The sequence below is a fragment of the Arthrobacter sp. Y3221160 genome (assembly GCF_059092585.1).
The window spans coordinates 921,704-938,426 of sequence record NZ_JBNHHU010000001.1 but is presented as its reverse complement, the minus strand read 5'-3'; the positions used below and the strand labels follow the sequence as shown (position 1 = coordinate 938,426).

15 protein-coding genes are annotated in these 16,723 nt (G+C 67.7%); 9 read left to right on the top strand and 6 right to left on the bottom strand.

All coding sequences use genetic code 11. The features are described 5' to 3' along the window. The first annotated feature begins 187 nt into the window (after window positions 1-187). The gene (locus tag AC5RWG_RS04290) at window positions 188-892 is read left to right on the top strand and encodes a sigma-70 family RNA polymerase sigma factor (protein WP_494000159.1); all 705 of its coding nucleotides are present in this window, start codon (window positions 188-190) and stop codon (window positions 890-892) included. Continuing rightward, on the top strand, window positions 889-1,152 hold the full coding sequence (gene rsrA, locus AC5RWG_RS04285; RefSeq protein WP_493979048.1) for a mycothiol system anti-sigma-R factor: 264 nt from the start codon (window positions 889-891) through the stop codon (window positions 1,150-1,152). The genes AC5RWG_RS04290 and rsrA overlap by 4 nt, the downstream gene beginning before the upstream one ends. Before the next feature lie 123 nt (window positions 1,153-1,275). Here the strand turns inward: rsrA and AC5RWG_RS04280 are convergent, their stop codons facing one another. The 5 genes from AC5RWG_RS04280 to AC5RWG_RS04260 all read right to left on the bottom strand — a co-directional run bounded on the left by AC5RWG_RS04280 (window position 1,276) and on the right by AC5RWG_RS04260 (window position 7,553). Next, window positions 1,276-1,350, bottom strand: a complete 75-nt coding sequence (locus AC5RWG_RS04280) for a 50S ribosomal protein bL37 (RefSeq protein WP_369299106.1) — start codon at window positions 1,348-1,350, stop codon at window positions 1,276-1,278. A gap of 90 nt (window positions 1,351-1,440) precedes the next feature. Beyond that, entirely contained in the window at window positions 1,441-2,037 is a 597-nt protein-coding gene (locus AC5RWG_RS04275; RefSeq protein WP_494049736.1) for a PadR family transcriptional regulator, read from the bottom strand. After that, the gene (locus tag AC5RWG_RS04270) at window positions 2,037-2,861 is read right to left on the bottom strand and encodes a DUF4097 family beta strand repeat-containing protein (protein WP_494022806.1); all 825 of its coding nucleotides are present in this window, start codon (window positions 2,859-2,861) and stop codon (window positions 2,037-2,039) included. Before AC5RWG_RS04270 ends, AC5RWG_RS04275 begins: the two co-directional genes overlap by 1 nt. A 197-nt stretch (window positions 2,862-3,058) precedes the next feature. Continuing rightward, the gene (locus AC5RWG_RS04265; RefSeq protein WP_493989216.1) at window positions 3,059-3,658 is read right to left on the bottom strand and encodes a GDSL-type esterase/lipase family protein; all 600 of its coding nucleotides are present in this window, start codon (window positions 3,656-3,658) and stop codon (window positions 3,059-3,061) included. A gap of 85 nt (window positions 3,659-3,743) precedes the next feature. Further along, window positions 3,744-7,553 (bottom strand): multifunctional oxoglutarate decarboxylase/oxoglutarate dehydrogenase thiamine pyrophosphate-binding subunit/dihydrolipoyllysine-residue succinyltransferase subunit, encoded by a 3,810-nt coding sequence (locus tag AC5RWG_RS04260; protein WP_494049737.1) that lies wholly within the window; start codon window positions 7,551-7,553, stop codon window positions 3,744-3,746. 399 nt (window positions 7,554-7,952) lie between these two features. Between AC5RWG_RS04260 and guaB1 the strand changes: the two genes are divergently transcribed. From guaB1 to AC5RWG_RS04230, 6 genes are all read left to right on the top strand, one after another. Beyond that, on the top strand, window positions 7,953-9,407 hold the full coding sequence (guaB1, locus tag AC5RWG_RS04255; protein ID WP_494000154.1) for a GMP reductase: 1,455 nt from the start codon (window positions 7,953-7,955) through the stop codon (window positions 9,405-9,407). A gap of 331 nt (window positions 9,408-9,738) precedes the next feature. After that, window positions 9,739-11,082 carry a hemolysin family protein gene (locus AC5RWG_RS04250; protein ID WP_494000153.1) on the top strand — a complete coding sequence of 448 codons (1,344 nt, stop codon included), beginning with the start codon at window positions 9,739-9,741 and terminating at the stop codon, window positions 11,080-11,082. 8 nt (window positions 11,083-11,090) lie between these two features. Next, the gene (locus tag AC5RWG_RS04245; protein ID WP_494000152.1) at window positions 11,091-12,140 is read left to right on the top strand and encodes a hemolysin family protein; all 1,050 of its coding nucleotides are present in this window, start codon (window positions 11,091-11,093) and stop codon (window positions 12,138-12,140) included. Between the two features lie 381 nt (window positions 12,141-12,521). Continuing rightward, the gene (locus AC5RWG_RS04240; protein ID WP_494166470.1) at window positions 12,522-13,505 is read left to right on the top strand and encodes a metal ABC transporter solute-binding protein, Zn/Mn family; all 984 of its coding nucleotides are present in this window, start codon (window positions 12,522-12,524) and stop codon (window positions 13,503-13,505) included. Between the two features lie 112 nt (window positions 13,506-13,617). Then, window positions 13,618-14,412, top strand: a complete 795-nt coding sequence (locus AC5RWG_RS04235) for a metal ABC transporter ATP-binding protein (RefSeq protein ID WP_494049740.1) — start codon at window positions 13,618-13,620, stop codon at window positions 14,410-14,412. 2 nt (window positions 14,413-14,414) lie between these two features. Beyond that, window positions 14,415-15,308 (top strand): metal ABC transporter permease, encoded by an 894-nt coding sequence (locus AC5RWG_RS04230; RefSeq protein WP_493979038.1) that lies wholly within the window; start codon window positions 14,415-14,417, stop codon window positions 15,306-15,308. A 46-nt stretch (window positions 15,309-15,354) separates the two neighbouring features. Here AC5RWG_RS04230 and AC5RWG_RS04225 read toward each other — a convergent pair whose 3' ends face one another. Continuing rightward, the gene (locus tag AC5RWG_RS04225) at window positions 15,355-15,798 is read right to left on the bottom strand and encodes a Fur family transcriptional regulator (RefSeq protein WP_494000149.1); all 444 of its coding nucleotides are present in this window, start codon (window positions 15,796-15,798) and stop codon (window positions 15,355-15,357) included. A gap of 211 nt (window positions 15,799-16,009) precedes the next feature. On the opposite strand from AC5RWG_RS04225, the gene AC5RWG_RS04220 reads away from it, so the two are divergent. After that, window positions 16,010-16,669 carry an MBL fold metallo-hydrolase gene (locus AC5RWG_RS04220; RefSeq protein ID WP_494049741.1) on the top strand — a complete coding sequence of 220 codons (660 nt, stop codon included), beginning with the start codon at window positions 16,010-16,012 and terminating at the stop codon, window positions 16,667-16,669. Window positions 16,670-16,723 lie beyond the last annotated feature (54 nt).

The window sequence follows — 16,723 nt, the reverse complement described above, 5'->3', positions numbered from 1 at the left end:
GGAATAGTTGCGGCTCGTCGGCGGTTAGCCATGAGAGGAAGGCCGGTGCGTTGTCTCCGGCCGGCAAGGTGTCGAAACGGAGGGAGATCCTGTGCCTACAGCGCTTGCCGAACGGGGCCGCGCAGGCCCGGTTGCCGGCGCTGCGTCCGCCCCGGCGTCAGGGCAGCCCAGCGTAGACTGGGAGCCAATGACGACTGAGAATTCGGACGCCACCCAGGACCGCGCCATCCCCGCCACGGCGGGGGAGCCGGATCAGGTCGACGTCCAGACGGAAACCGCCGACCAGCGCCGTGCCCGGTTCGAACGCGACGCCATGCAGTATGTGGACCAGCTCTATTCGGCGGCGATGCGGATGGCACGCAATCCCAGCGACGCCGAGGACCTGGTGCAGGAGGCCTACACCAAGGCGTTTTCGGCCTTCCACCAGTACAAGCCGGGCACCAATCTCAAGGCCTGGCTCTACCGGATCCTGACCAATACGTACATCAACCTCTACCGGAAGCGGCAGCGCGAGCCGCAGCAGTCCAACACGGACCAGGTCGAGGACTGGCAGATGTTCCAGGCTGCCGCGCACACCTCCTCCGGGCTCCGCTCGGCGGAAGCGGAGGCGCTGGACCACCTGCCGGACTCGGACGTGAAGAACGCCCTTCAGGCGATCCCGGAGGAATTCCGGCTGGCCGTCTACTTTTCGGACGTGGAGGGCTTCGCGTACAAGGAAATATCGGAAATCATGAACACCCCCATCGGCACCGTGATGTCCCGCCTGCACCGGGGACGCAAATTGCTGCGCGAACTGCTCGCAGATTATGCGCACGAACGTGGCATGTCAGGCACCAAGGACAAGAAAAACGCCGCGGCGGCGGTGGGGACACAACAGGAGAACGGCACATGAGCGACTGCCACGGACTGGGCGACTGCGAAGACGACCGGATGCAGCGGATCTACGAGTACGTCGACGGCGCACTCTCCCGCGATGACCTAGCGGAGATCAAGGCGCATCTGGACAGCTGTCCCGAATGCGCCGAAGAACACAACCTGGAGTGCCTGATCCGCTCGGTGGTGAAGCGCTCCTGCCAGGAGCACGCACCTCAGACGCTGAAGGAACGGATTCTGGACAGGATCAGCCACATCAGGGAAACCGACACCGTGTAACGGGCCTGCCGCGTCCTGGCTGCAGGGAACGCGCAGGGAACAACGAAAGAACCCCCGCCGCCCAAACCGGGTGCGGGGGTTCTTGTCTCAGCAGCCTCAGCCGCGCGGGCTGTTGGCGACTGCTTAGGTGTTGGGGCGCTTGCCGTGGTTTGCGCCGCCGCGCTTACGGTCGCGGCGCTTGCGTGCTCGCTTGCTCATGGGCTGCCTCCTTTGCTGGACGAAAAAGAACTGCGCACCAGTCTGTCATATGCCTGCCCCACCTCCTAACCGGCGGAGGGTCCGGAGCGGTCAGCGCAGGGCCGCCGTGATGGAGGCCTTGGCCTGCTCCAGCACGGTCCTGATGGTTTGCACGGCGACTTCGTCCACGGTGCCGGCCGCGGTCCGCCGGCGCAAGTGCACCCTCACGTCGTCGCGGAAATCGTTGAGCAGGTGTTCCAGTTCCTTCACCGTGCGCTGCCCGGCGGCCTCGGCCGCCCGCGGCGAGTTCCGGGCGTTGGTGCGGGCGGCCTCGGCCGAGGCGGCAAGGTCGGCCCGCAGCCCCTTCATCGAACTGCGCAGTTCCTCCCGCAGTTCGTCCGCGAGCCGCCGCACCGAGGCCGAGATGTCGGCTTCGACTCCGGCCAGCTCTTCCCGGCGGGCAGCCAGCTCCGCCCGCCCGGCGTCGGTGATGCTGTACACCGTGCGCCGGCCATCGGAGGAGGTGATCACCAGCCCTTCCTCCTCAAGTTTGGCCAGCCTGGGGTAGACGGTGCCCGCGCTGGGGGAGTAGGTGCCGCCGAACCGGTCGCTGAGGGCACGGATGATGTCATAACCATGCTTGTCGCCCTCCGCCACCAGCGCGAGCAGGTAGAGCCGCAAGGCGCCGTGCGCGAAGACCGGAGTCATCAGCCGACCTGGCTTCCGGCGATGTCCCGGTGGAAGACAGCCAAGGTGCCCGAAACGGTGGTGGAGCGGATAGTGAGCCCGGGTCCTTCGGGCCCGATCCGGGTTTTCACCTTCTCGGAGAGGCCGAAAAACTTCTGGTCGTTCACCGTGATGCTGCCGGTGGCCGACGAAGCAGCCACCTCCACCCCGCATTCCTCCGGTACGCGCACGGTAACGTCGCCGGAGACGGAATTGACGGCCAAGTCCTCCGGGGCGCCGTGCAAATCGAAACCCAGGTCGCCGCTGACCGTGCTGGCGCGGATATGGCCCAGGAAGCCCGAGGCGGTGATTTCGCCGGAGACGCTCTTGGCCACCAGATTCCCGCTGTGCTCGCGGACGATGATTTCGCCGCTGACCGTATTGACGGTGAGCATGCCGGCGGTGTCGTCCGCCATCATGGATCCGGTGACCGTGCTGACATCCGCCCCGGCCGCGGTGCCACACACCAGGCCGTCGCCACTGACGGTGGCGGCCTTGACGGGCAGATCCCGGGGAACGCCAATACTGATCACCGCTTCGTCCCGGGCTCCGGGAAGCACCAGGTTGACGCGGCGGGCGAGGAAACCCAGCGGGCCGTCGCCGGCCTTGCCGTGGCTGATCTCCAGCGTGCCGTTGCGCAGGGTCATCTCCAGGGGTGATCCGGAGACCTCGGAGACCTCCACGCGGACCGTCGGCTCCTCATGGACGATGATGTCCAGCCGCCCCTTCACGATGGATGCCCGCAGCGAACGGACATCGTCGACGTCGATCGTCCGGGGGCCGTCGATGCTCCACGTATCGTTCATGGCCTGTCCTGCCTCTGGCGATAAACCGCTCTTAACGCGATATATCTTGTGATGCAGGACACGATATATCGCGACTGCCGCGACCGCAAGGGCTGGAACCGCGTCCTTAAAGCGGAACGGCGGGACCGGAGCGTTTTCCGGTCCCGCCGAGGCGGTGTTGAGGGCCTGCGCGGCAGGCCCTTGTCCTGCGCGCCCGCTCAGAAAGGCTCGGGGAGGTCCAGCCACGGGTACCACCCGCGGTGCAGCACCAGCCAGGCCAGCAGCCCGTAGCCCGCTTGGCCGGGGCCCCCTCCGTTGCTGGCCAGGTCGGTGCGCCACTGCTCGTGGTTCAACAGCGGCGTGAACGTGTCGACGAAGACGTGCTTGCGCCGGGTGGTGACATCGCCGAAGGCGGTGGACAGCTCGGCCAGTTGGATGTTGCGGTCCGGGTCCAGTCCCGGCGGCGGGCCGACGACGAAGACCTTGACGCTCAGCTGCGCCGCTCCGTCGAGGATGTTCGCCAGGTTGAGCCGGCTGCGCGCCGTGGACAGTCCGAGCTCGAGATCGCGGCCGGACAGCCCGATGACGAGCCGGTTTTCGAAGCCGTCATCGAAACGCCGTCCGGCTTCCTGCAGCCAGCGGCCGGCCAGTTCCTCCGTTCCTTCGTTGGGTGAGGCCAGTACGAAGGATTCCAGGGTGGCTGGGTCCGGGTTGGTCCGGGCCAAGGTGCGGCCGAGCCAGCCGAGGGCGCGCGGGTCGCCCACTCCGGCCAGCAGTTGATCACCCACGGCGGCGATCCTGATTCTGCGTTGCTCCACGGGTAGCTTTCTGGTTCGACGGATGGGAAGCGGGCTTAAACGAAAGTGGGCGGGGCGCCCTGCGGCACCCCGCCCGCCATCTTACTTAGCGGCGTTCAAAGGCCTTCTTGACCAGGACATCCTGCTCCGCGGCGTGGCGCTTGGCCGAGCCGGTGGAGGTGGCAGCGGAGGCCGGGCGGGAAACCAGGCGGAGCTGACGGTCCAGGGCGTCGGGCAGGTACAGGCCCATGAAGGGCCACGGGCCCTGGTTGGCCGGTTCGTCCTGTGCCCAGACGATTTCCGCGTTCGGGTACTTGGCCAGTTCCGCCTTGATCTCGTCAACCGGCAGCGGGTAGAGCTGTTCCACCCGGACGAGCGCCGTCTTGGTGTCGGAGTTCTTCTGGCGCGCGGCCAGCAGGTCGTAGTAGAGCCGGCCGGAGACCAGCACCACACGGTCGACGTCCTGGCCGTTGAGGTCCTGAACGTCGCCGATGACCGGCTGGAACGTGCCGCTGGTGAAGTCCTCCACCTTGGCCGCGGCAGCCTTCAGCCGCAACAGCTGCTTCGGGGTGAAGATGATCAGCGGCTTGCGCGGACGGTTGTAGGCCTGGCGGCGCAGCAGGTGGAAGTGCGAGGCCGGGGTGGTCGGGTTGGCTACAATCATGTTGTCCTCGGCGCACATCTGCAGGAAACGCTCGATCCGGGCCGACGAGTGGTCCGGGCCCTGGCCTTCATAGCCGTGCGGCAGCAGCAGCACCAGCGACGACCGCTGGCCCCACTTCTGCTCGGCCGAGGAGAGGAACTCGTCGATCACCGTCTGGGCACCGTTGACGAAGTCGCCGAACTGGGCCTCCCACAGCACCAGTGCGTCCGGGCGCTCGACCGAGTAGCCGTATTCGAAGCCCATGGCCGCGTACTCGGACAGCAGCGAATCGTAGATCCACAGCTTGGCCTGGTCGTCGGACAGGTGGCTCAGCGGCGCCCACTCTTCGCCGGTGACGCGGTCGTGGAAGACCGCGTGACGCTGCACGAAGGTGCCGCGGCGGGAGTCCTGGCCGGCAAGGCGTACCGGCACCCCTTCCATCAGCAGCGAGCCGAAGGCCGCGAGTTCGCCGAAGCCCCAGTCGATGTTGCCCTCGCGGGACATCTGCTCGCGGCGCTCCAGCAGCGCCTTCAGTTTCGGGTGGACGGAGAAGCCCTCCGGTACTTCCACGTGGGCCTTGCCGATCCGGGCCATCATCTCGGCGGACACGGCGGTGCCGGCGGGCACATCGGCCCTGTCCTCGGTCTGCTGGGAGAGCGGGCGCTCCAGGTCGGACACGGCGGCGGAGTCCTTGGTGATGACCGGGATCGGCGAGGTCTGCGCCGCATGCGTCTCGGCGAAGACGCGCTCCAGCCGTTCCTGGTAGTCGCGCAGGGCCTGGTCGGCTTCGTCCTGGGTGATGTCGCCGCGGCCCACCAAGGCCTCCGTGTACAGCTTGCGGGTGGAGCGCTTGGCTTCGATGAGGTTGTACATCATCGGCTGCGTCATCGAGGGATCGTCGCCCTCGTTGTGTCCGCGACGGCGGTAGCAGACCATGTCGATGACGACGTCCTTGTGGAAGCGCTGGCGGTACTCGTAGGCCAGCTGCCCCACGCGGACCACGGCCTCGGGGTCGTCGCCGTTCACGTGGAAGACCGGGGCCTGGATCATCTTTGCCACGTCGGTGGAGTACACCGAGGACCGCGAGGCGTGCGGCGACGTGGTGAAACCGACCTGGTTGTTGACCACGATGTGCACGGTGCCGCCGGTGCGGTAGCCGCGCAGCTGCGACAGGTTCAGGGTCTCGGCCACTACGCCCTGGCCGGCGAAGGCCGCGTCGCCGTGGATGATGATCGGCAGCACCGGGAACTCGTCGCCCTTGTCCAGCCGGTCCTGCTTGGCGCGGGCGATGCCCTCGAGCACCGGGTCGACGGCCTCCAGGTGGGAAGGGTTGGCGGCCAGGTAGACCTTGGTCTCGTTGCCGTTGTCGGAGGTGAACTTCCCTTCCGTGCCCAGGTGGTACTTCACGTCGCCGGAGCCTTGGACGCTGCGGGGGTCCTGGGTGCCCTCGAACTCGCGGAAGACCTGTGCGTAGGTCTTGCCGGCGATGTTGGTGAGCACGTTCAGCCGGCCGCGGTGGGCCATGCCGATGGCCACTTCGTCCAGGCCGTCGTCGGCGGCGTCGGAGATCACGGCATCAAGCAGCGGGATCAGGGATTCCCCGCCTTCCAGCGAGAAGCGTTTCTGGCCCACGAACTTGGTCTGCAGGAAGGTCTCGAACGCCTCGGCGGCGTTGAGCTTGCCCAGGATGCGCAACTGCTCCTCGCGGCTGGGCTTGGCGTACTCGCGTTCCAGTTCGTTCTGGAACCACTCCCGCTCGGCCGGGTTCTGGATGTGCATGTATTCGATGCCGGTGGTGCGGCAGTAGGCATCACGCAGCACTCCCAGGATGTCGCGCAGCTTCAGGCGGTCCTTGCCGCCGAATCCGCCGGTGACCCATTCGCGGTCCAGGTCCCAGAGGGTCAGCCCGTACGTGTTGATGTCCAGGTCCGGGTGCTTGCGCTGGACGTACTCCAGCGGGTTGGTGTCCGCCATCAGGTGGCCGCGGACGCGGTAGGCGTGCACCAGTTGCTGGATGCGGGCCACCTTGTTGACCTGCAGGTCGACGTCCACCTGGTTGTCCGGGCGCCAGCGGACCGGCTCGTACGGGATGCGCAGCGCTTCGAAGATCTCGTCGTAGAAGCCCTGTTCGCCCAGCAACAGCGATTCGATCAGGCGCAGGAACTCGCCCGAGCCGGCGCCCTGGATGACCCGGTGGTCGTAGGTAGAGGTGAGCGTGATGATCTTGCCGACGCCCTGCGCGGCGATCGTCCGTTCGCTGGCGCCGCGGAACTCGGCGGGGTACTCGAGGGCACCGACGCCCACGATGGTGGCCTGGCCCTTGGACAGCCGGGGGACGGAGTGCACCGTGCCGATGCCGCCCGGGTTGGTCAGCGAAACCGTGGTGCCGGCGTAGTCGTCGGCGGTGAGCTTCCCGGCGCGGGCCCGCTTGATCAGGTCCTCGTAGGTGTGCCAGAACTCGGAGAAGTTCATGGTTTCGGCGCGCTTGATGTTCGGCACCACCAGCAGGCGGGTTCCGTCCGGCTTGGGCATGTCGATCGCGATGCCGAAGTTGACGTGGGCCGGCTGGACAGCGGCGGGCTTGCCGTCGATTTCGGCGTAGTGGACGTTCTGGCTGGGGAACTGGCCCAGCGCCTTGACCACGGCGTAGCCGATGAGGTGGGTGAAGGAGACCTTGCCGCCGCGGGCGCGGGCCAGGTTGGAATTGATCACCAGGCGGTTGTCGATCAGCAGCTTGGCGGGAACCGCGCGCACCGTCGTCGCGGTTGGCACGCTCAGGCTGGCGTCCATGTTGGTGGCAATGGCCTTGGCCGGGCCGCGCAGCACGGAGACGGTGTCTTCTTCGGCCAGTGCGCTGGGCGCGGATTTGGGCAACTGGGCGGGGATCGGGGCAGGCTTCGCCTCGGCCTTCTCGGCCGGCTCGGCCTTCGCCGCCGGCTTGGCGGGGGCGGCGGAGCTGTTGGTGGAGGTGTTGGGGGCCGGCTCATTGTCGGCGGGAATCGGCTTGGTTCCGGCCTGCTCCGTGGCCGTGCTCTCGCCCGAGGCCTGGGGCGCGGTATTAGCCGCGGCGGGGCGGGAAGGCGCGGTGGCGCCCGCCGGGGAAGCTGCAGTGTCTTTCGGGCTGCCGTCGCCGCCGTTGGCCGCCTCGAAGATGCTCCACCATTTCTTGTCCACGGAATTCTTGTCTTGGAGGTACTGCTCGTAGATCTCGTCAACGAGCCATTCGTTACCGCCGAATTCCTCGGGTAGACGAAGGTTGGGATGCTCTGGCACTTGTGATACGCCTCTTCCGTGAATTGCCGCTTGCCCTGCAGATCACGCGCTTCCCTTGGCTGCCTTCCGAACCTGCCGGCCAGCAGCGGAATTGCGAGTGCGCATCTGCCGCGCACTAGATCTGGACCAGTTGCCAGTCTAATGACACTTTCCCAACGCAGGCTAATCTTTAGCGTTTAAGCGGGGGAACTTCGTGCCGATTCGTCCCGCGGCCGGGCGGCCCTAGACTTTCAGGGGAGCCGGGAAATATGCAGGCGGCCGGACCGCCCTCCGTGCGCAGCCCCGGCAGCGCACGGACACAACGGATCCGGACCCCTGGCCCGCAGCCCCACCTACCCGACCGGCCACCGCGCCACCTGGCCGCCCCGGCCTGCACGGCGACGAGGAAAGAGAGCAGCCATGCGCCTGATCAACGAGCCGATGACCGACCTGACCTACTCGGACGTTTTCCTGGTGCCCTCGCGCTCGGATATCACGTCAAGGCTGGATGTGGACCTGTCAGCCGGCGACGGCACCGGGAGCACCATTCCCCTGGTCGTGGCGAACATGACCGCCGTCAGCGGCCGCCGCATGGCGGAGACGATGGCGAGGCGCGGCGGGCTGGCCGTGCTGCCGCAGGACGTCCCGCTGAACGTGCTGTCAGAGGTCACCGGGTGGATCAAGGACCGCCACATCGTTTTCGAAACGCCGTTGGAGCTGACCGCGGGCAACACCGTGATCGATGCCGTGCACCTGATGGACAAACGCGCGCACGGCGCGGTTGCGGTGGTGGACGACGCCGGCAAGTGCGTGGGCGTGGTGCGCGCCGAGGACTGTGAGGGCGTGGACCGCTACTCGTCGCTGGAGTCGGTGATGGCGGCCCACCCGCTGCTGCTGGATGCCTCCATGTTCGACGCCGGGGCGGACACCGCGCTGCGGCAGGCCTTCGACCTGTTCGACTCGGCCTCGGCGTCCTTTGCGCCGGTCGTGGACGACGACGGCGTGCTGGTCGGCGCGCTCACCCGTGCCGGCGCGCTCCGCTCGACCATCTACACCCCCACGCTGGATCCGCAGGGCCGCCTGAAGGTAGCCGCCGCCGTCGGGATCAATGGCGACGTCCGCGCCAAGGCCGAGGCGCTGCTGCAGGCCGGGGTGGACGTCCTGGTGGTTGATACAGCCCACGGGCACCAGCGCAAGATGTTCGACGCCCTCGAAGCGGTCCGCAGCCTGGACCCGCAGGTTCCGGTGGTCGCCGGCAACGTGGTCAGCGCCGACGGCGTGCGCGACCTGGTCGAAGCCGGCGCGGACATCGTCAAGGTCGGCGTGGGACCCGGCGCCATGTGCACCACCCGCATGATGACGGCCGTGGGCCGGCCGCAGTTCTCCGCCGTGCAGGAATGCGCGGAGGCGGCCCGGGAGCTCGGCGCCCACGTGTGGGCCGACGGCGGGGTCCGCTATCCGCGGGATGTCGCCCTGGCGCTGGCGGCCGGGGCCAGCCAGGTGATGATCGGTTCCTGGTTCGCCGGAACGCACGAAAGCCCGGGAGACCTGCTCACGGACAGCAACGGCCGCAAGTACAAGGAAAGCTTTGGCATGGCGTCGGCCCGCGCCGTCCAAAACCGGACCCGGCGGGAGGACGCCTTTGAGCGGGCCCGCAAGGCGCTCTTCGAAGAAGGCATTTCGTCCTCCAAGATGTACCTGGACCCGCTGCGCCCCGGCGTCGAGGACCTGCTGGACGGGATCACCGCCGGCCTGCGCAGCTCGCTGACCTACGCCGGCGCACAGAACCTGGTGCAGTTCCGCGAACGCGCCATCGTGGGCGTGCAGTCGGCCGCCGGTTACGAGGAAGGCCGTCCGCTGCCGGAGAGCTGGTAGGACTGCCGCCGGTACGCCGGCGGCAGAACGGCCGCCTGGGACTGCCCCCGGCGTAACCCCGCCTGCTACGCTATTGCCCATAATGGACAGCTATTCTAGGAGCCGGTCCGTGACGCACCCCGCAGGGCAGGCAGCATGCCGGACCGCGGGAGCACAGGCAGCCCAACAGGGCACCGCGTGCGAGGCGTCACCCAGCACCGGCAAATCCCGTGCACGCGCCCGTCACACACTTGCCGCCCGCGCGGCCGGTCAGGAGCCTCCTAGTCCGGGCTCGGACGACCCCCCTCCGATTCCCTCCGACCGCCTGAAGTTTGGGGCGGTGGCGCACTAAATGGAATGGATCCAAATCACCGCCGGCATGCTGCTGATCCTCGGCACCGGCTTTTTTGTCGCCGTGGAATTCGCCCTGGTGGCCCTTGACCAGCCCACCGTGCAGCGCGCCATCGACAACGGCGACCGCGGTGCAGTGCCGCTGATGAAATGCCTGAAGTCCCTCTCCACCCAACTCTCCAGCTGCCAGCTCGGCATCACCCTCACCACGCTGCTGACCGGTTTCCTGATGGAACCGGCCATCAGTTCGCTGCTGCGTCCGCCGCTGACCGCGCTGGGCCTGGCCGAGGCCGTCATCCAGCCGGTGGGCGCGGTGATCGCCATGGTGATCGCCACCCTCCTGTCCATGCTGCTGGGCGAACTCGTGCCGAAGAACGCGTCCATCGCCTTGCCCATGGCGGTCGGCAAGTTGGTGGCCCGGCCGCAACTGATCTTCACCGCGGTGTTCAAGCCGTTCGTGCTGCTGCTCAACGGCTTCGCCAACAAGGTGCTGCACCTGTTCGGGCTGGAGGCCAAAGAAGAGCTGTCCGGCGCCCGCACGCCCTCCGAGCTGGCATCGCTGGTACGCCGCTCCGCGGAAATGGGCACCCTGGATGCCGGGACCGCGAACTTCCTCGCCAAGACCTTGTCTTTCTCCGGCAGGACCGCGGCCGACGTGATGACGCCGCGCATCCGGGTGGAGTTCATCGACGCAGACCAGACCGTTGCCGACCTCATCGCCGCGGCCCGCCGCACCGGCTACTCCCGGTTCCCGGTGCTCGGCGATTCCCCGGACGACGTCCGCGGCGTCGCGCACATCAAGAAGGCGATCGGGGTGCCGCGCAAGAAGCGTCCGCACCTGCCCGTGGGCGCCATCATGGCCGACGTGCTGCGGGTGCCCGAGACGGTGCACCTGGATTCGCTGCTGTCGGAGCTGAGGGCTGCAAACCTACAGTTCGCCGTGGTGCTCGACGAGTACGGCGGCACCGCCGGCGTGGTCACGCTGGAGGACCTGGTGGAAGAGATCGTGGGCGAAGTCGCCGACGAGCACGACCGGGTGAAGCCCGGCGTGCTGCAGAGCGCCGCCGGAAACTGGTATTTCCCCGGCCTGATGCGTCCGGACGAGGTCAGCGAGCAAATCCCGCAGCTGACCGTGCCCGACGGGGCCAGCTACGAAACGGTCGGCGGCTTCATCATGGCGCAGCTGGGCAGGATTGCGGTGGTGGGGGACACCGTGGCCGTGGAGGGCGGCACGCTGGAAGTCGAGCGGCTGGACGGACGGCGGGTGGACCGCGTCCGTTTCATCCCGAGTCCGGCAACCGGTGCGGTGCTGCCTGAGGCCGGCACCGCGGGCGGTGCGCTCTGATGGCCGCCATGGGAATTTTCTGGCTGGTAGTGCTGCTGCTCGCCAACGCGTTCTTCGTCGGCGCCGAATTCGCCGTCATGTCCGCCCGCCGCAGCCAGATCGAGCCGCTGGCCGACAGCGGCTCCAAGCGCGCCAAGACCACGCTCTGGGCCATGGAGCACGTCTCCCTGATGCTGGCCTGCGCGCAGCTCGGCATCACCGTGTGTTCGCTGCTGATCCTGAACGTGGCCGAGCCGGCGATCAAGGAACTGCTGTTGCTGCCGCTGGAGGGCTGGCTGGGCATTCCGCACGAGATCTCCTACGGCATTTCGTTCGCCGTGGCGCTGCTGCTGGTGACGTTCCTGCACGTGACCTTCGGCGAAATGGTGCCGAAGAACATGTCCGTGTCCATGGCAGACAAGGCTGCGCTGCTGCTGGCGCCGCCGCTGGTGGCGGTCTCCAAGGTGGTGCGGCCGGTGATCTCCACCCTGAACTGGACCGCGAACCACTTGCTGCGGGCCGTGCGGATCGAGCCGAAGGACGAGGTCTCTTCCACCTTTACGCTGGAGGAAGTCCAGTCCATTGTGCAGGAATCCACCAGGCACGGGCTGGTCGACGACGACGCCGGACTGATTTCCAGTTCGCTGGAGTTCTCGGCCGTGACCGCCGCCGCCGTGATGGTGCCGCTTGATGAACTGGTGACCATCGGCGTCGACACCACGCCGGAGCAGTTCGAGCGCGCGGTGGGGCGGACCGGGTTCTCCCGGTTTGCCGTGGCCGATGCCAACGACAACCTCACCGGGTACCTGCACCTCAAAGACGTGATGACCATCCCGGAGGACCGGCTCAACAAGACGATTCCGGTCACCAAGGTCCGCACCCTGGCCAACCTGGCGCTTGATGACGAAATCGAGGACGCGCTCGCCGTCATGCAGCGCACCGGATCGCACCTTGCCCGCGTGCTGGGGTCCGACGGCACCACGCACGGCGTGCTGTTCCTCGAGGACGTGCTGGAAGTGCTGGTGGGCGAGATCCGCGACGAAACGCAAGCCCAGGGACTGCGCCGGACCGGCGAATAGCCCTCGCGTGGCGCGGGGCGGCAGGACCGCCCCGCGCCACGCGCCGGTCCCGGGCCGGGTCAGCCCACGCGCCGCGCGCCAGTCCCGGGGCGGGCGCGGCCGCCCCGTGCGCACCCCCAAGTCCGGCGCCGGGCGCGGCCGCTCCGTGCCGCACCGCCAGTCCCGCGCCGGGGCGCGTCCGCCGCGCGCGCCGGAGGCCTTCTCCTGGCCGGGCGAGTCTGCCCGGGGCTGCCCGGCCTGCCGCGCTTGCCTGTGCGCCCCGGACAGTGCGCCTCCCACTGGCCGCGCCCGCCAGGGCGAATGCGAACGATTCGCAACTGCGCTAAGCTGAAAACTCTTATTGTTACTGATTCTCATTATGAGTAGAACCGAGGTTTGCCCGTGAGGCACTCACGAACCGTTCCTGCACTGGCCGGGCTGGCCGCCGCCGCCCTGCTGCTGTCCGGCTGCGCCGCTGCAGGGGGAGAGACCGAGGGTGACGGCAAGCTGAGCGTGGTCGCTTCCACCAATGTCTACGGTGATGTGGCCCAAACCATCGGCGGCGAGCACGTCGAGGTCACCTCGATCATCGACCGGATGGCCCAGGATCCACACTCCTATGAGGCAACGGCGCGGGACAAACTTGCGATCTCCCAGGCCGACCTGCTGCTGGAAAACGGTGGGGGCTATGACACCTTCATGCACACGCTGGCGGACGAGACCGGCGTCGACCACGAGTACCTCATCACTGCGGTGGAGCTGTCGCCGCTGTCCGGTGCAGAAGGCGCCGACGCGGGGCACACCGAGGGCGCCGACGCGGGGCACACGGAGGACGGCGGCCACGCGGACCACAGCCACGGCGGCCTCAATGAACACGTTTGGTACGACCTGCCCACCATGGCCGCGATTGCAGATGCCATCGCGGAGAAGCTCTCGGCCCTTGACCCGGAGCAGGCCGAAACGTTCCGGGCCAACGCCGAGCAGTTCCGCGCCGGAATTGACGGCCTCCAGAGCGACATGGACGAACTCGCCGCCACGGCGAGCGGGGAAGCCGTCGCGGCCACCGATCCGGTGCCGTTGCACTTCTTCGATGCACTGGGACTCGAGAACAAGACCCCGGCAGGCTTCATGGAGGCGGCCGAGGAAGGCAGCGACGCCGCGCCGGCAGCCCTGAGGGAGGCCGAGGAGTTGATCACCGAGGGATCGGTACGGTTTGTCGCCTATAACGAACAGACCGAAGGCCCGCAGACCCAGGGCCTGCGCAAATTGGCGGAAAAAGCGGGCATCGAGGTCCTCAACTTCACCGAGACCCTGCCGCCTGACCAGGACTACCTGACCTGGATGGCGGAGAACCTGGAATCCGTGGACCAGGCGCTCGGCGCGTGACCGGTCAGAACGCCGGGCCGTGGTTAACTGAGGCTGTCCAAGCCGGAAGCCGCAATAGCCCGCGCATCCCCTTCACGCCCCGCGCGTCACGGAAGCTTCAAGGAACACTGCCATGACCCCCGCCGTCCGCTTGCAGGGCGCCTCGCTGTCCTTCGGCCAGCGCGTGCTGTGGCATGACCTCGACCTGACCATCAACCCGGGCGAGTTCTTCGCGGTGCTGGGTCCCAACGGCTCCGGCAAGACGAGCTTCCTGCGCGTATTGCTTGGCCTGCAGCCGCTGAGCAGTGGGACGGCCGAGGTCAACGGGCGGCCGCTGGAACGCGGCAGCCGGGACATCGGCTATATTCCCCAACAAAAGTCCTTCGCTCCGGAGACCCCGCTGCGTGCGCGCGACCTGGTGGGCCTGGGTCTGGACGGGCACCGGTGGGGCATTCGGCTGAACGGCCGCAGGCATCGCCGGCGGGTGGACGAACTGCTTGAGATGGTGGGCGCCTCCGGTTACGCGGAGGCCCCGGTCGGGCAGCTGTCCGGCGGCGAGCAACAGCGTCTGCGGGCGGCCCAAGCGCTGGCCTCCAACCCCCAGGTGCTGCTCTGCGACGAGCCTTTGCTCTCGCTGGACCTGCACCACCAGCAGGCCGTGAGCTCCATGATCAACAGGCAATGCCATGAAAAGAACAGCGCGGTCGTCTTCGTCACGCACGAAATCAACCCGATCATCGACTATGTGGACCGGGTGCTCTACCTGGCGGGCGGCCAGTTCCGCGTTGGCACGCCGAAAGAAGTGATGACCACCGAGGTGCTGTCGCACATGTACAACAGTCACGTCGAGGTCATCCACAACCAGGGACGGATCATCGTGGTGGGGCTTCCCGACGCGACCACCCACCACCACAGCGAGGTGGTGTAGGCATGGATGCATCGGAACTGCTGAATGCGGTCTTCAACTTCAACGACTACGGCGACCTGCTCCCGCTGGTGCGCAACTCGCTGATTGCCGGCGCCGTCCTGGGCCTGGTCGGCGGCCTGATCGGCGTGTTCGTGATGATGCGGGACCTCGCCTTTGCCGTGCACGGCATCGCCGAGCTGTCCTTCGCCGGGGCGGCATTCGCACTGCTGATCGGCGCGAACGTGGTGTTCGGCTCGCTGGTGGGCTCGGTGATCGCCGCCGTCGTCCTGGGCATGCTGGGGATGCGGGCCCGGGACCGGAACTCGATCACGGGCGTGATCATGTCCTTCGGGCTGGGCCTGGGGATCCTGTTCCTCTCGCTCTACGAGGGCCGCTCGGCGAACAAGTTCGGCCTGCTGACCGGGCAGATCGTGTCCGTGGACACCGTGCAGCTGAACCTTCTGACCGCGGGTTCGGCCGTGGTGGTGCTCGGGCTTGTGGCCATCTGGCGTCCGCTGGCCTTCGCCAGCGCCGATCCGGACCTGGCCGAGGCCCGCGGCGTGCCGGTGGGTGCCCTCGCGATCGTGTTCATGTTCCTGCTGGGACTGGCCGTGGCGCTGTCCATCCAGGTGGTCGGCGCCTTGCTGGTGCTGTCCCTGGTCATTACCCCGGCGGCCGCGGCGCTCCGGGTAAGCAGTTCGCCGCGCGTGGTCGTGCTGCTGAGCGTGGTATTCGCGGTGACCGCCGTGGTGGGCGGCATCCTGCTGGCCCTGGGCGGCAGCCTGCCGATCAGCCCCTACGTGACGACGATTTCGTTCCTGATCTACGTGGTCTGCCGGTTGGCCGGGGCACGGCGGCAACGGCGCGGCAAAGTGGGGCGGCGTGACGTCGCCGCGGTACGGGTGACCGCGGGTTAATCCCGAGCGGGGGCCGTGACGTCGCCGCGGTACGGGTGACCGCCGGTTAAGCGCTGGCGGGGGCGGCGCTGCAGTCCGGGCACAGCCCGTACATTTCCACGGTGTGTGCAACCTGTGTGAAGCCGTGCTCCGCCGCCATCCGGGCGGCCCATTGCTCCACAGCCGGAGCCTCAATCTCCACGGTCTTGCCGCAGGTGCGGCAGAGCAAGTGGTGGTGGTGATGTTCGACGGCGCAGCGCCGGTACACGGCCTCGCCCTCGCCGCTGCGCATCACGTCCACTTGGCCGTCATCGGCCATGGCCTGCAGGATCCGGTACGTGGTGGCCAGCGAGACCGAGTCGCCGCGGTCCTGCAGCAAGCGGTGCAGTTCCTGCGTGCTGACGAAGTCCTCCAGGCTGTCCAAGGCGGCAGCCACGGCCACCCGCTGGCGGGTCACCCGCTGTTCCGAACCGCGGCGCTGCGCCTGCGGTTTCGCTGAAGGAACGGACATGTCCGCTTCGGCTCCTCGCTGTTGATACTGGCACCCGTAGGGTGCCTCCCAGCCTACCAGCAGGCCTGAATACCGGGGCACGCCGGCCCGCTCAGACGCCGGCCTGCTTAAACGCGGAGACCGCCGGCACGCCTGCAGCGCCGGGACGCCGGCCCGCTCACAGGCCGAACCGCCGGCACACCGGCCGGCCCCCGCCGCTAGGGTGTGATCCATGAAGCTGACAAAATACACCCACGCGTGCGTAAGGCTTGAGCAGGACGGACATGTCCTGGTGATCGACCCCGGTAACTTCTCGGAAGTGGAACAGGCCCTCGATGGGGCTACCGCCGTCCTGGTCACCCACGAGCATGCGGACCACATCGACCAGGACCGGGTTCCCGGCCTGCTCGTGGCGGCGGACGACATGCAGTTGTATGCCCCGGCCTCCGTGGCCGCCGACCTCCGGGCGCTGGTCCCGGCGGCAGCGGGACGGATCCATACTGCCGAACCGGAGACGGAGTTCGAGGTGCCCGGGTTCCGCATCCGCACCTTCGGCGGCCAGCACGCCCTGATTCATCCGCACATCCCGGTGGTCGCCAACATCGGCTACGTCATCAATGACAGCCTGTACCACCCGGGCGATTCCTTCATCGTTCCGCACGGACTGGACGTCAGGACCGTTTTGGTGCCCATCCACGCGCCATGGTCGAAGACGGCCGAGGTGATCGACTTCGTCACCGCCATGCGCGCCGAGAACGCCTACCCGATCCACGACGCCGGGCTCAGCGACCGCGGCCTGTCGTTGGTGGAGAAGCACGTGACCTTCTTTGGCGGCCACTACGGCACCAGCTACCGGCACCTGTCGCCGGGGGAGAGCGTGGAGCTGGCCTGACCATCGGGGACGGCACGGGCGGGGCTGCTTGGCCCAATACGTGCTGCTGTGATG

What these genes read in the sequence shown, in the direction of transcription:
- guaB1 (WP_494000154.1), top strand. Translation starts at nt 7,953, where the DNA reads ATGCGCCTGATCAACGAGCCGATGACCGACCTGACCTACTCGGACGTT.
- AC5RWG_RS04270 (WP_494022806.1), bottom strand. Translation starts at nt 2,861, where the DNA reads ATGAACGATACGTGGAGCATCGACGGCCCCCGGACGATCGACGTCGAC.
- AC5RWG_RS04235 (WP_494049740.1), top strand. Translation starts at nt 13,618, where the DNA reads ATGACCCCCGCCGTCCGCTTGCAGGGCGCCTCGCTGTCCTTCGGCCAG.
- rsrA (WP_493979048.1), top strand. Translation starts at nt 889, where the DNA reads ATGAGCGACTGCCACGGACTGGGCGACTGCGAAGACGACCGGATGCAG.
- AC5RWG_RS04220 (WP_494049741.1), top strand. Translation starts at nt 16,010, where the DNA reads ATGAAGCTGACAAAATACACCCACGCGTGCGTAAGGCTTGAGCAGGAC.
- AC5RWG_RS04275 (WP_494049736.1), bottom strand. Translation starts at nt 2,037, where the DNA reads ATGACTCCGGTCTTCGCGCACGGCGCCTTGCGGCTCTACCTGCTCGCG.
- AC5RWG_RS04230 (WP_493979038.1), top strand. Translation starts at nt 14,415, where the DNA reads ATGGATGCATCGGAACTGCTGAATGCGGTCTTCAACTTCAACGACTAC.
- AC5RWG_RS04290 (WP_494000159.1), top strand. Translation starts at nt 188, where the DNA reads ATGACGACTGAGAATTCGGACGCCACCCAGGACCGCGCCATCCCCGCC.
- AC5RWG_RS04245 (WP_494000152.1), top strand. Translation starts at nt 11,091, where the DNA reads ATGGGAATTTTCTGGCTGGTAGTGCTGCTGCTCGCCAACGCGTTCTTC.
- AC5RWG_RS04250 (WP_494000153.1), top strand. Translation starts at nt 9,739, where the DNA reads ATGGAATGGATCCAAATCACCGCCGGCATGCTGCTGATCCTCGGCACC.
- AC5RWG_RS04225 (WP_494000149.1), bottom strand. Translation starts at nt 15,798, where the DNA reads ATGTCCGTTCCTTCAGCGAAACCGCAGGCGCAGCGCCGCGGTTCGGAA.